Source organism: Candidatus Babeliales bacterium, from assembly GCA_016929235.1.
Classification (GTDB): domain Bacteria; phylum Babelota; class Babeliae; order Babelales; family JABCYS01; genus JAFGJD01.
The window spans coordinates 45,655-58,564 of the sequence record JAFGJD010000005.1; the positions used below are offsets into that span (position 1 = coordinate 45,655).

Consider the following 12,910-nt stretch of genomic DNA (forward strand, 5'->3'; position numbering starts at 1 on the left):
ATGCCCTCTATCTTCTTGTTAAATGAAAAATAACATGATTTACAGTTTTTTCTCGAAGGCAAAAATTACCTAATGCCGATTCTGAGAGGGGTGTTTGCATTCCATTGATGCGTGTCACGGGTACACCAAAGTGAAGAAACTCTCGTGTGCGAGCTCGCTTGAGAAGATTAAGATACTGCCGTACATCGTTACGATTAATGGTGATGCTTTCTTTTAGTGCAAGTTGATCAATCAAGATCATTTCTTTCATCTGTTTTTCTGACAACTTCTTGATAGTTTCTTCAAAGCCCTTTTGTGTTCTATAGACTTGGTAATCTGGAGTTCGGTGCATGATCTCTAGTAACTCCTGTTGCTGGCGCAAGAGGATATGTTGAGGTACTTCAAATTTATGATGTTTGAATAATACCTTGAATGCCTCCTCGGTCATCTCTCTTCGTTGTGAAACATCGTTACGGTACGAAAAAACTTCAATTAGTTTTTTATGAATCTCTTTATGGGTGCGTAACCGAAAATATGTTTTAAAATCATTCAGGGAAAATTTTATGTCATGGACTACATCGAGAATGGTGATGCCAAATGTATAGTGTGTATCGAGTTGACTGCTAAAATATTCTTGGAAGCATTCTGCTGAGGTATAAAATGTGTCACCATTCTGTTTTCCACAGAATAATTTTTGAAACGGTTTATCTATTTCTTCATTACCGATTTTGAGCCACATTGTTTGGTGGTATGCGTCAAAGAGTGAACATTGTGTATGATCGGTTACTGCGATATCAAAGCAGACCCAGTCGCGAATAGAAATTGGTTCATCATCACGTAATATGACGTCGTCTTCATTTTTAATAAACAGTTGTACTTGACGATCGAGGTCACGATAATTTTTTCGTTTTGGAGCCTTAAAGGGATAAAACTTCCAGCCTTTGAGTGCCAGCTCTTCTGGAATGGTGCACTCAAAGGTAAATTGTGCATCCTTTCCCGGTTCTAGTTCAACATTGGTTAGTTTTGGGTCGCCTGTATAGATAATTTTTTCAGATCTCATTGCTTCGATAAGATGCGTGCGAACCATATAGTTGAGCATAAACTCTTGTACTTGGTGAGTAATCGGAGAGTGAAATGTTTTTGCGATATATGACGTAGGGGCCTTTCCGTGTGCAAAGCCATGTGCTTGCGTGTAGTGTTTTTGCGCTCGAGATGTTTCAGCATACAGTCGTTCTATGAACGGAGCTGGGACGGTAATGTTAACGGTACAGAATTTTGGATGAGATTTTTGAAAGGAAAAACGAAGCTGACAAGCTTCTGTGTTCATTGGCTCATACTCCTTTTTTTGGTGCAGGAGAAGGGACTTGAACCCCCACTCTCTTTCGAGAACTGGAACCTAAATCCAGCGCGTCTGCCAATTTCGCCACTCCTGCATTTTTTCTGGTGAGCCGCATTGGACTCGAACCAATAACCCACAGATTAAGAGTCTGTTGCTCTACCAAATTGAGCTAGCGGCCCATGTGTTCTGAAGATGTTTATACCAGAAGCTTTCACCAGTATCAATGATTCAGTTAGTGAAGTCAAACTGCTCGAATATCCTTCTCTTTTTTATCGCTTATGGTCTGGGCTTTGGCCATGTACTGATCAGTGATTTTTTGGAGGTTGTTCTGTAGGACCTTAGAAAAGTCCTCAGATATTTCCCTGTCCTGCTCTGCCTTTTTGACAAGGGAGCGGAAATCGTTGCGTACAGTCCGAATTCTATTACGGCAATCTTCGAGTTTTTTGCCAAGAGCTTTTACAAGCTCCTCGCGTCGCTCGCCGCTGACTTCTGGAAGCTGGATGCGGATAATGTCACCATCATTAACAGGAGTGATGCCAAGGTGCGAGGCAAGAATCCCTTTCTCGATATCTGCGATGATGCTCTTGTCCCATGGCTGGACCATGAGTAACCGTGCATCAGGGACAGAGATGGCAGCGACTTCTTTGAGTTTCATTTGTGTGCCGCCGTATGCCGTAACCATAATCCCTTCGATCATGGACGGGTGTGCGCGGCCGGTTCTGATGGTCGTGAGCTCATGCTCAAAATGAGCGATAGGCGCATCCATCTTTTCCTGTACCGCTTTGTCAAACTCATGAGAATAGGTGTTCTTGAGTGAAAGATTATTAAGCATAGGAAGACTCCTGTGGCTTATTACAAACTAATGTCAAATCGTGAGAACCGTCTTATTTTGATATTTTCACCCATTTTTGCAATCAGTTCCTTCAGATAGTCCTCAACTGTAAGCTGGTCGTTCTTTACATATGATTGCTGCATAAGACAAACGTCTGAATACAGCTTGTTGAGTTTGCCTTCAACGATCTTATCAAGCATTTTTTCAGGCTTTCCGGATTCCTTGAGCTGTTCTTTCATGATGTCTTTTTCGTGTTCAAGGAATTTGGAATCAACACTTTCTGGATCAAGATAAAGGGGCTTCATGGCTGCGATATGTAAGCAAATGTCGGCAGCAAACTGCTTGATCTCATCGGTACGAGCCACAAAGTCAGTTTCACAGTTTACCTCAAGGAGGACGCCAACCCGGCTTCCTGGGTGAATGTAGGCATGGACGAGTCCTTCTCCGGTAGCATTACCAGCACGTTTTGCTGCGACCGATGCTCCCTTTTTACGGAGTAATTCTGCGGCTTGTTCAAGGTCTCCACCAGCTTCGATGAGGGCTTTTTTGCAATCCATCATGCCAACGCCGGTACGGGCACGTAGTTGTTGGATGAGATCCATACTGATTTTAGTCATAGAGTCAGTTCCTTACATAGAGATAATCGTGAGGCGATCATTTCTTGTAAGTCTGCCAGATTACTGAATTTTGACAATGCTGCTCCTGGCTACCATATTGCGACAGGCTAACGTGTAGGTATTCGATTTTAGTTGTCGTTGCCTAGAACCGCTACAATGGCAGTTACAAATGATGCAACTGCTGCAACTTTTAAGGCGGTTTGTAATGCGTCTAATATTCCTTGTGCCTTAAATATCCAGCGCCGTTCTCGTACAGTCCCCAAAATAATTGACTTCCATTTTGGTGAAAGATATTGCGAATTAGTTACAGCATTGATGAGGTTCTCGGTTGCTTCTTCTAATTTATCGCCAGCTTCTGCGGACTCTGCTCGTATATCTTCTACGCCACGGGTGATATCGAGGCGTACTTGTTCAATCCACTCATTTTCAAATCGACCTCGTTCTTCCTCTGAGAATGGTGTGCTAGGATCCAAAACTTCTGCCTTACTTGCTAATTCACGTGCTTTTTGTCTGAGTTGATCAGGTGCTGTTGCTATATCTCCAATATCTGCTGCCAGATCATAGTAATAACTTGCTCGTTGAGAGAAATACTGTGTTTCCCATTGCACTTGACGTGTATCTCGTGTACCTCGGCCGATAACGGCTTGATCAAGTTCTGTTTGTGTTCGTTGTGCACGCGCTTCATATCCTCGTGCCATCATAAGATAATCTTTAACTGCCGGAGCAGTAGTTGGCTTTCCAAATTGTCCATCAAGAATTGCTCGACCAGCTGGGGAGTCTGAAAGCGCATTGAAGCGGAAGATTGCTTCTTCCATCTGACGAGCTTCTTCTGGTTTGTTAGCGTGTTCGAAAATAACCTGAGAGACTCGGAATGTTTTAACAAGGTTATTCCTGAATCCCTCATACGTTCCATCCGCGCTCGTGACTTCGAGGAGAGAGTTCCATAAAAGACGATGAGTCATTTTTTGTAAAAGTTCCTGTTGTTCTGTCTCAATACTCTCTTTCCTCTCGGCGCTTGTTTCAGGCTTGCGCCACTCTTCAATGAGGGCTTGGTATCTTTCCACAAACTCCTGGTTTCTCAATTCAATTTTTGCACGAGCACCTTCGCTGACAAAAAGAACACGGCTCCTGAATGCTGCTAGCTCTGTATAGATCTGCATAAGATTATCAGTGATGGTATCAACTTGATCTGGGCGCAATTTTTGTTCATTGAGTTTGCGCAATTCTAGCTGTGCTCGGCCGGTTTTCCAGCGCAGTTGTTGCTGTCGTTGTTCACGGGTCATATTACGTTCTGTACTTGGTCGGCGGGCCTCTAGGGCCTTTCTGAGTAGGATTGCCGTTTCAATTTGATCTAGTGGCACAGTACGGGGGTTTTCTGTTTGTCCTTTGAGTTTGTCAAAGAGCTTATTAGAGACATCTTCATCGGGATCCACTTCAACTGCAGTTTGTTCGCCGTCGACTTCTTTAAACAGCCAGAAGGAACTATTTGTGTTAGGATCGATTCTGCATGCAAAGATGTCTGGAAAACTTTCTTGAACGTCTTTTGGTAACTCTGCAAAACGAAACTCTGGAATGACATCAAAGCTTGTTACCTTGAGCTGGTTCAACAAGGGCGCATCACACAGAAGTTTGTATTGTGCGTATACAGAGCTATCAATACCTTCAACACCTTCTTCTACTCGGAAAAATCTCACGCGATACTGCTCTCTAAGGGTTTCGTGCATATACCTGTCACTATCCCGTTGCGTGGCAAGTTCCCCGATGAATTTTTGAGTATATCCTGCAGATTCTCCAACGAGTGTTACTTGGTCAAGCAAAAATGCTCGATCAAGTACGAGTCCCTGTTTGAAAATATCAGCTGCAAGATCAGTGACGTCTCGACATGCGTTGAAAACCGCTTCTCCTGAGGGATTTGACTCAGTGGAAAATGTTTTTAGTTGCTTGATTCTGTTATTGAAGACATCGAGGGCGTTAGTCTGTTGGATATCAGTTTGTAGCTGTGTGACTCTCGGGGTTTCTTGTTGTAACCGCGTAAGCTCGGCTTGTTTTGCAAAATAATCTTCTCTAAGAGCGGAATCTTGTTCCATTGCCCCTTCTCGCTCGAGTTGCTCTATTTCTTGTCTTAGAGATTGTTCTTGTTGTTGCCGTTCTTCACGGAATCTTTTGTATTCTTCTCTTCTGAAAAGGTCTCTTGCGTCTGTTCTTTCAAGCTGCTCACGGGGACGTTCAACGGGTTCAACCCTCATTTCAGCGGGTGCATTCAGAATTAATGGCATGCCACATGAAAGCATCGCAATCAGTAGGTGGATGGTGCGCTTCATAACGACTCCTTTTTACAACGCATAAGTTGTTAGAAGGCTAACATGGAGACTCGTGTGTAAACAAGAGTTGTTACATCGACGCAGGCTGTGAAATGCCTAGCAGGGATAGTACTTGATGAAATGTTTTGTTGAGGATGTGAATCGTTGCCAATCGGCCACGACTTTGTGTGATCTGATCTTCCTCAATAACGCGGTATTTTGCGTAGTAGCTATGGAAGGTTTGTGCAAGCTCGATTGTGTAGTATGACAATAGATGTATTTGGTAACTTGCTCCAATGACGTTGAGAAGTTGCTTGAGAGATGCAATCTTTTTGAGGAGCATTGCTTCTGCACGGGTAACATGCTTACAGTCATCATGCGTAATATCAAGAAGCTCGGCATATTGTTGAGCTTTTTCTAAGATGCTGCGCGTACGTACGTATGCATATTGAATATAATATACGGGATTGTCATCGGTTTTTTTGAGTGCAAGTTCGAGATCGAAGTCAAGATGCGCTTCTGGCTTACGATTCAAATAAAAGAATCGTGCGACATCAGTTCCGACCGTATCAATGATGTCCTGGAGCGTAACCATGTGTCCTGCGCGTTTTGACATACGCAACTGTTGATCTCCTTCTCTGAGTGATACGAGCTGATACAAAATCACATCAAGACGATTCGGATCATAGTTCATAGCTTCCGCCATGCCTTTGAGTCGCGTGACATAACTATGATGATCTTGGCCAAGAATCATAATAAGGTGATCGAATCCGCGGTTAAACTTATCTTTCATGTACGCAAAGTCTGCAGCTGCATACGTAAGCTCTCCAGATGATTTTTTGAGGACACGATCCTTGTCGTCACCAAACTCCGTTGCCTTGAACCATACCGCTCCATCTTTTTCATACGTGTGCTTATCATGAGCAAGTTGTTCTAGTTCCCGATCGATTGTGCCATTTTCATGGAGTGTTTTTTCTGAGAACCACATATCAAAAGTAATGCCGTATTTTTTGAGCGTTGCCTCAATACGTTTGAGTAGATGTGTGTGCGCGTACTCAATAAAGAATGCATCTGGTTGTGCAAGGAGAGATTTTCCATATTCTTTGACGCAGGTGCGCGCAAGTTCAACCAGGTACTCACCACGGTAACCGTCTTCAGGGAGGCTTACCAACTCACCTAGTTCTTGTTGGCAGCGGATCTTGAATGACGCACCTAGTTTATTCATCTGGGAACCAGCATCATTAATGTAATATTCTTTCGTAACCTTATGTCCGAGGAATCTTAGGACATTGCCCAGTACATCTCCAATGATGCCGCCGCGTCCGTGACCAAGATGTAATGGACCGGTAGGGTTGGCACTGACGAATTCAATCGAATACTTTTGTGGCGTGAGGCCTGATGGTTTAAAAAATGATGCTCCTGCTGCGTATAGATCTGAAGCGAGTTGAGTGAGCGCTTGGTCGGTAAGGGTGATGTTGAGAAAGCCAGGACCAGCTATATCTAGCTTTTTGATCAGGGCATGGTTCAATTTTGTTACTATCTCCTGCGCGATCTCACGCGGATTGCGCTTCAGTTCTTTTGCTACTACGAGTGCCGCATTGGATGAAAGGTCTCCAAACGCTTGTTTGGATTCTTCGAGGTTGAGGGAGCAGGTGATTTGGGAGAGGGTTGTATCTGATGGTGAGTACAGCTTTTTGACGACTGTGGTTAGAAGGTGCGCTATGGCTTCGATCGAATTCATAGAATATCCATTGCATGGTTAGGATGAGGAACGTTTGGATTGAGTCTAGGATAAACGGGATTATTTGGGAAGCAGAAACAGGAAAACCCAGGCAATTTACTCGGATCTGAAAAGGAGTATCTAAAAAGATTCGAGTACGGAAGGGAATATCCTGCCTGGGTTTACGTCTTTATAACCTTCTTCCTGAGTATATCCAAACAGGAATCAGCTTGCAATATATCAAGATAGGTCAAATTATATATATGACAAATTGTATGAAGATTGGTGCGTGACGAATGGGATCGGTATGCTATCCTGAAAAGGGGATGGGGTTTTATGTATGGAGTGACTATGAAGAAGGTAGCGGTTTTAGTTTCGGGTGGTGTGGACAGCTCTGTGGCATTGCGTTTATTGCAAGACCAGGGCTACGATGTTACTGCCTTCTACCTCAAAATTTGGCTTGAAGACGATCTGTCGTTTCTGGGAACCTGCCCTTGGGAAGATGACCTCAAGCAGGTGAATGAGGTCTGTGAACAGGCCAAGGTTCCACTCAAGATTGTGTCGCTTCAACGAGCGTATCTTGATCGTGTGGTTTCTTACACTGTAGATGAAGTGCGAGCAGGGCGTACGCCAAATCCAGACATAATGTGTAACCAAAGGATTAAGTTTGGCGCATTTTTTGATGTAATCGGTGGTGAATATGATCTTATTGCAACGGGTCACTACGCAAAGGTGGCTCGATTAAAAGATGATTGTGTGGAGCTTCATTGTTCTCCAGATCCAGTTAAGGATCAAACCTATTTCTTATCGTATCTATCGCAAAATCAGCTCAAGAAATTGATCTTTCCGCTTGGCGATCTGACTAAGGAGCAGGTTCGTGAGCTGGCAAGACGTTATGACCTTCCAAATAAAGCTCGCAAGGACAGTCAAGGATTGTGCTTTCTAGGAAAGATTAAGTTTCGTGATTTTGTGAAGCATCATGTTGGGGTGCAACCTGGTGATATTATTGAGTATGAAACAGGAGTCAGACTTGGTTCACACGACGGATTTTACTTCTATACATTGGGACAACGACAGGGTTTGGGATTGGCAGGAGGACCTTGGTATGTTGTTTCCAAAGATCAGGTTTCTAACCGGGTGTTTGTATCTAAAAATTATTTTAGCGATGATAAAATTCGTAATGAACTTAAGATTGATAAAGTATCATGGTTCTCAGGTACACGGTCTGACCTCACAGAATTGAAGATCAAGCTTCGCCATGGCCCTCAGTATCATGATGGGCGATTGCGATATCATGCCGACGGTTCTATAACGATCACATTGGCCCAACGAGATCAAGGGATTGCGCCCGGACAGTTTGCGGCTCTTTATGATGGTCCTGTCTGTTTAGGCGCTGGGATTATTGTTTGAATTAATAACTCACACGTGATATATCTTGTGCCTCGTAGTCTCTTCTCACGTTCTTACATACTAGGCAGGGCATGCGCACAATCAATCTGCGACGGTTTAAACTCTCTGTACTTACTCGTCTTCCTGTTCGCGAAACTAAGATTACGCTTCCAACGATGTTCACGTTGCTGCGTTTTGTCTTAACGCCATTTATTGTCGCATCCATGGTGTTGCAGCATTGGGGACTTGCCTTTTGGCTGTTTGTTATAGCGGCTGTAAGTGATGTACTTGATGGATTTCTTGCCCGTATCATGAACAAAAGAACCTTCTTAGGCGCAGCACTTGATCCGCTCGCTGATAAGTTTTTAATTGTCTCATGTTTTTTGACACTTACATTTGTACAGTCTCCCTTATTCGGTATTCCTGTTTGGTTCGTTATGTTCGTCTTGTGTAAAGAAGTACTGCATATTGCTGGCGCCATTACTATCTATTTGGTTGTCGGTGAACTCGATATTAAGCCAACTAAGTTGGGCAAAGCTACAACATTGGTGCAAATCACGTTCATTTCATGGCTCTTTTTTTGTTACTTCTTCCATTGGCTACCGATTAAAACATATAACTTTATGCTTGGGTTGTTGTTGACTATGGTAGGTTCCGCATTTCTTGACTATACGCGCACAGGTATACGTTTCTTGAAACAACACGTTGTGAGGAATTAGACATGCGTAGCATTAGCATTATGATATGCCTTTGTTTGATCGCGTCAGCAGAAGCAGAGTCGTTTATTCTTAAAAAAGAATCCTCTGGCCAGCGTGCTGCAGTATTGCGTGATGAGATTGCTGAATCATATGGAGAAGTTGCAAAAACCTCGTCGCGATTAATTCAATCGTTAGGTGGTATTACTGAGGCGCTGATTGCGCGTACAATGGATCTAGTGAATGGTGCGGCATGCGCCGTGCACAATAGCAATGTTGGAACACTTGAGCGCTATAAGCAAGCCTTGGATGAGTGCGAGCATGTTTTGAATGAGACTTTGATCTATGCTCAAAAGGTTGAAAAGTCACTCCGTTGTGATGCCAAGCTTATGGCAGATGATTCGAAGCGAAACATAGCGCGAAATTCTACTATCTAACTTACCTTAAGGCATGAAAGGATCATAGTAAATATGAAGTATATTCTCATAAGCAGCATGATGGTTTGTATTGGGAGTGCTGTGGGCATGGACCAACAGGATAACATTGCACAACGGCTTGCGCGACTTGAGCGGGCAGAAAAGCAAGCAAAAAAAAAGTTGTCCGCGGCTGAAAAAGAGCGCAGGAGGGCAGACCGAGAATGCGCTGCGGAGATGAGACGGGAAGAACAGACGCGGGAGAAACGCATGCAACGATATGAGCAGGAGATAGGCGCAGATTATGATCTTACGCGATATAATCCTGGTGAGCATGATGATGATTAAGTCTCTAGAGAAAAACAACTAACAACTCGGTGCTCAATATGAGAAAATATGATACAGTAGAGCACTAATAATTAAGATGTAGTACGCACCATTGTTCGAGAGGAAAAAGAAAATGGCTAGCTTTAATCGCGTTGTTATGATGGGCAACCTTACCCGTGATCCAGATTACAAACAACTTTCTTCTGGACAAGGCGTTTGCCGTTTGGGGATTGCATCAAATCGTCAATTTAAAAACAGACAAACTGGTGCTATGGTTCAAGAAGTATGTTTTGTAGACGTTGATGTTTGGGGTCCCCAAGCAGAAAGTTGTCGTCAGTACCTGCAAAAAGGGCGAGGCGTTCTTATTGAAGGACGTTTGAAGTTTGATACCTGGCAGGATCAAGATGGTAATGCACGGAACAAGCATTCGATTGTTGCTGATCGCGTGATCTTCATGGCGGCGACACAAGCCGATGAAACAGGGTTAAAATCTGAGTCATATTCGGGTATTGGTGATTCCGAAATGGAACAGGAACTTAATAAGCAAATTAATGAAGTAAAAGCTCGTACCAAATCTGCTCAAAAAACTTCCAAAGAGAAAACTTCAGGGCAGACTCAGGATTTCCAATTAGCTGACGAGCCTCCCTTTGAGGACGATTTGCCGTTCTAGCCTGATCTGGAGAGATTTTTGAGCTAGCTCTTATTGCGGTGGTATTTTACCTCTATCCCTGGGGACAAGTGTGTTTTAATCCAGCCTAATGTTGACAAATAGAATTCTCATATGAGAGGCTGAGATAAGAAACGTAGTCATGAAAATGCAGTACATGCACAAGGGAGTAGATGGTATGTTCAACCGGAGAAATGTGCGCATCCTATGGGCGATTTTGGGATATTGTCATGTTATGGCAGTAGAACCTGCTTCTGTCGAGAACAGCCATGCTGTGCTTGTATTTGATCGGTTATTTCCAGAAACAGCATATAGTATTGCCTTCAAACAGTGCGTTACGATGTGGCAAACATTGCGAGCGCGTCGTGGTCTTGGGATATCTGAAGAGCAAACCGGCGAGTTGGTTGACCATCTTGTCGCGCTTCACGGAGCTGTTGATTGCGTTATTGAACAAAGAAGTTGCTTGCTGGATGATATTGAGTATTTATCTGACGTTGTTAGTACCATTGCAGATGAACATACGGGAAGTATTCCCAATGAACAAGATAGAACGGTCATTTGTTCACGAGTACTGTTAGAGCGGTTGCAGAAAAAATTAGAGGATGTTGTGGCTGCATGTGAGCGTACTTAAAAATGCCACGTCATATTGACTTCGCCAGCGGCTCCACCAGTCATAGTATTAAAGATTCTTTGCCCTCCCACAGGAATGTTCATAAGGAATGTAACATTCGGCATTGCGGTGTTTCCCTCAGCTCCTAAATCGAATTCCCAGACAATATGAATTACATGCATAGACCATGATTGTAGTTGTTCATCTCCATTGACCACTGGATAGGGAAATGTTCCGGTATTACTTGGTAAATATTTTGTTGAAAGTCGTTGATTAAATGAGTAGGCAGTGGTCCACGAAAATGCATCATGGATATGATCAAGTTTAACATAGGCACCAAGGTGCCAGACGGTTCCTGGACGAACAAGTGCCGTTCCCTTGGCTAGCTTAATAAACCCATTTTGTAATGAACTGGTGCGCATGCGCACTATTTTTTCTTTTTCACTAAAGATAATGCCACCAAGGTTGGCTCCAACAGTTAGCCACTCAAATGCACCCAATGATGCGTCAATCGAAAAGGGGAATCCATAGTGACCGTTGTACCCTGTGGGGAGATCAAATACTGAATTCTCGTTTTTTTCATGGCCAGTTGGAAGCAGGATTCCGGTCTTGATTGTTGCATCGATGTAATCAAGTTCTCGAGTATCTTGATAGTTGGTGGTCCAGCCTGCCATGATTGTAATATCACCAAACCCAGTTGTTTCAACGCGTCCAGCAGTTAATCCATAGTGAGCGAGAATGGTTTGATACCCTCCAAGAAAATCCAGCCATGTCTGAGTATATCGATGAGGCTCAATATTGTCGGCAGGTGTCTTATCATTAAAGCCGATCATTTCAATTTTGAGCTGTCGTATTGGCATATAGACTTCTCCAAAGAATCCCTTTGTAAAATTCTGTTGAACAAGTAGCGCCCCCTCAAACAGAGAAAATTGACCAAAATATTTTACTTGGCCAAAAGTCCCACGGTCAGGGAGATCATTAAGATTATTGACCAGAGTTTCGAGAGGATTTCCGGCAGAGACACTAGGGACGTTGTCGCCTATGTGATGGAGATTCTCAAAGCCATAGAGATTAAGTAGAGTGGACTCCTTGTTTCCTGAGCTATTACGGCTGGTAGATGCAGAGCCGCCGGTCAGGAGCATCGCAGCTGTGGAGAGGCTTGGGCGTTCGAATCTCGGTTCACCCCAAAAAAGGGGTGGGCGATAAAAATGGGCATTATCCCGGCAGATGGCCATATGAAAACATGTCATGAGCGGGAATAAAGAAAGCGCCTTAAGCGCCCTAATAAAGCCTCGACCCAGTTTCAAGGATAGTCCTTTTTTCTAATCTACAATGTCCCGTAATGTATAGAACAAATAGCTGCAAAAGAAAAGGGGACTTTACCGAGTTCTTGTGGGGGAAATCAAGTCTGGTATACTAATCCGTAGAGGGTCCCAGAATAGAAACCGTTAAGGACAAGGTGTATGAGTATATCCAACGATCATAAGCAATCCGCAAATCAAGAAGCACATTCTATTACAACAGAATCAGTACAAATGGCTGCGGAAGAACAGCCTGATCCCTTAGCCAGTTGCCAAAATGAGCTGGTTGAATGGAAAAACCGCTGTTTACGTGCGACGGCTGATTTTGAAAATTTCAAGAAACGAACCGAAAAAGAAAAGGTGAACTGGATCAAGATGGCTCAGGGTAACCTGATTCAAGATCTCCTCGAGGTGATTGATGACTTTGAGCGGGCTCTCAATCAGACACATGAAAATGGTTCTGAGCAAGAGCTCGATGCATGGCTTAGGGGATTCAAGTTGACTAGTAAGTCTTTATATAAATTCCTTGAAAAATTTGATGTTACTGAGATTACTGAACATGAACATTTCAACCCTGAATTTCACGAAGCAGTTCTACATGTTGAATCTCCAGACCATATTTCTGGAGCGATTGTCGACGTGATCCAGAAGGGATACATGTTCAAGGATATGGTGTTGCGTCCCGCAAAAGTATCGGTTGCTAAATAAACCTTGCTGCCAG

The 12,910-nt window shown here is 43.5% G+C and carries 13 protein-coding genes and 2 tRNA genes; 7 read left to right on the plus strand and 8 right to left on the minus strand.

Annotated elements, in window-relative coordinates; genetic code table 11:
• Positions 1-7: 7 nt before the first annotated feature.
• From JW872_02295 to JW872_02325, 7 genes are all read right to left on the minus strand, one after another.
• On the minus strand, positions 8-1,306 hold the full coding sequence (locus tag JW872_02295; protein MBN1549469.1) for a hypothetical protein: 1,299 nt from the start codon (positions 1,304-1,306) through the stop codon (positions 8-10).
• Positions 1,307-1,325: 19 nt separating this feature from the next.
• Positions 1,326-1,412: transfer RNA gene (locus JW872_02300), tRNA-Leu, on the minus strand.
• Between the two features lie 8 nt (positions 1,413-1,420).
• Positions 1,421-1,497 (minus strand) — tRNA-Lys (locus tag JW872_02305).
• A 62-nt stretch (positions 1,498-1,559) separates the two neighbouring features.
• The gene (gene frr / locus JW872_02310; protein ID MBN1549470.1) at positions 1,560-2,150 is read right to left on the minus strand and encodes a ribosome recycling factor; all 591 of its coding nucleotides are present in this window, start codon (positions 2,148-2,150) and stop codon (positions 1,560-1,562) included.
• A 20-nt stretch (positions 2,151-2,170) separates the two neighbouring features.
• Complete coding sequence (gene tsf / locus JW872_02315) at positions 2,171-2,767, minus strand: translation elongation factor Ts (protein MBN1549471.1); 597 nt, start codon at positions 2,765-2,767, stop codon at positions 2,171-2,173.
• A gap of 128 nt (positions 2,768-2,895) precedes the next feature.
• Positions 2,896-5,088 carry a hypothetical protein gene (locus tag JW872_02320; GenBank protein MBN1549472.1) on the minus strand — a complete coding sequence of 731 codons (2,193 nt, stop codon included), beginning with the start codon at positions 5,086-5,088 and terminating at the stop codon, positions 2,896-2,898.
• A gap of 70 nt (positions 5,089-5,158) precedes the next feature.
• On the minus strand, positions 5,159-6,808 hold the full coding sequence (locus tag JW872_02325; GenBank protein ID MBN1549473.1) for an arginine--tRNA ligase: 1,650 nt from the start codon (positions 6,806-6,808) through the stop codon (positions 5,159-5,161).
• Positions 6,809-7,138: 330 nt separating this feature from the next.
• Between JW872_02325 and mnmA the strand changes: the two genes are divergently transcribed.
• The 6 genes from mnmA (at position 7,139) to JW872_02355 (ending at position 10,909) form a co-directional block, all read left to right on the plus strand.
• Positions 7,139-8,197 carry a tRNA 2-thiouridine(34) synthase MnmA gene (mnmA, locus tag JW872_02330; GenBank protein MBN1549474.1) on the plus strand — a complete coding sequence of 353 codons (1,059 nt, stop codon included), beginning with the start codon at positions 7,139-7,141 and terminating at the stop codon, positions 8,195-8,197.
• 71 nt (positions 8,198-8,268) lie between these two features.
• Positions 8,269-8,895, plus strand: a complete 627-nt coding sequence (locus JW872_02335; GenBank protein MBN1549475.1) for a CDP-alcohol phosphatidyltransferase family protein — start codon at positions 8,269-8,271, stop codon at positions 8,893-8,895.
• Between the two features lie 2 nt (positions 8,896-8,897).
• A complete protein-coding gene (locus tag JW872_02340) occupies positions 8,898-9,308 on the plus strand; it encodes a hypothetical protein (protein MBN1549476.1) in 411 nt (136 codons plus the stop codon).
• A 33-nt stretch (positions 9,309-9,341) separates the two neighbouring features.
• Positions 9,342-9,632, plus strand: a complete 291-nt coding sequence (locus JW872_02345; GenBank protein MBN1549477.1) for a hypothetical protein — start codon at positions 9,342-9,344, stop codon at positions 9,630-9,632.
• Positions 9,633-9,744: 112 nt separating this feature from the next.
• A complete protein-coding gene (gene ssb, locus JW872_02350; GenBank protein MBN1549478.1) occupies positions 9,745-10,281 on the plus strand; it encodes a single-stranded DNA-binding protein in 537 nt (178 codons plus the stop codon).
• Positions 10,282-10,420: 139 nt separating this feature from the next.
• Positions 10,421-10,909, plus strand: a complete 489-nt coding sequence (locus JW872_02355) for a hypothetical protein (protein MBN1549479.1) — start codon at positions 10,421-10,423, stop codon at positions 10,907-10,909.
• Here JW872_02355 and JW872_02360 read toward each other — a convergent pair.
• The gene (locus JW872_02360) at positions 10,906-12,195 is read right to left on the minus strand and encodes a hypothetical protein (protein MBN1549480.1); all 1,290 of its coding nucleotides are present in this window, start codon (positions 12,193-12,195) and stop codon (positions 10,906-10,908) included. The two genes, JW872_02355 and JW872_02360, sit on opposite strands and share 4 nt — an antisense overlap.
• 156 nt (positions 12,196-12,351) lie before the next feature.
• Here JW872_02360 and JW872_02365 point away from each other — a divergent pair, with 156 nt between their 5' ends.
• Positions 12,352-12,897: a nucleotide exchange factor GrpE gene (locus tag JW872_02365; GenBank protein ID MBN1549481.1), complete on the plus strand. Its 546-nt coding sequence runs from the start codon at positions 12,352-12,354 to the stop codon at positions 12,895-12,897.
• The last annotated feature ends 13 nt before the right edge of the window (positions 12,898-12,910 follow it).

Bases quoted from the DNA above. Each gene is read 5' to 3' on its own strand.
- JW872_02295 (MBN1549469.1), bottom strand. From the start codon at position 1,306: ATGAACACAGAAGCTTGTCAGCTTCGTTTTTCCTTTCAAAAATCTCAT.
- frr (MBN1549470.1), bottom strand. From the start codon at position 2,150: ATGCTTAATAATCTTTCACTCAAGAACACCTATTCTCATGAGTTTGAC.
- tsf (MBN1549471.1), bottom strand. From the start codon at position 2,767: ATGACTAAAATCAGTATGGATCTCATCCAACAACTACGTGCCCGTACC.
- JW872_02320 (MBN1549472.1), bottom strand. From the start codon at position 5,088: ATGAAGCGCACCATCCACCTACTGATTGCGATGCTTTCATGTGGCATG.
- JW872_02325 (MBN1549473.1), bottom strand. From the start codon at position 6,808: ATGAATTCGATCGAAGCCATAGCGCACCTTCTAACCACAGTCGTCAAA.
- mnmA (MBN1549474.1), top strand. From the start codon at position 7,139: ATGAAGAAGGTAGCGGTTTTAGTTTCGGGTGGTGTGGACAGCTCTGTG.
- JW872_02335 (MBN1549475.1), top strand. From the start codon at position 8,269: ATGCGCACAATCAATCTGCGACGGTTTAAACTCTCTGTACTTACTCGT.
- JW872_02340 (MBN1549476.1), top strand. From the start codon at position 8,898: ATGCGTAGCATTAGCATTATGATATGCCTTTGTTTGATCGCGTCAGCA.
- JW872_02345 (MBN1549477.1), top strand. From the start codon at position 9,342: ATGAAGTATATTCTCATAAGCAGCATGATGGTTTGTATTGGGAGTGCT.
- ssb (MBN1549478.1), top strand. From the start codon at position 9,745: ATGGCTAGCTTTAATCGCGTTGTTATGATGGGCAACCTTACCCGTGAT.
- JW872_02355 (MBN1549479.1), top strand. From the start codon at position 10,421: ATGAAAATGCAGTACATGCACAAGGGAGTAGATGGTATGTTCAACCGG.
- JW872_02365 (MBN1549481.1), top strand. From the start codon at position 12,352: ATGAGTATATCCAACGATCATAAGCAATCCGCAAATCAAGAAGCACAT.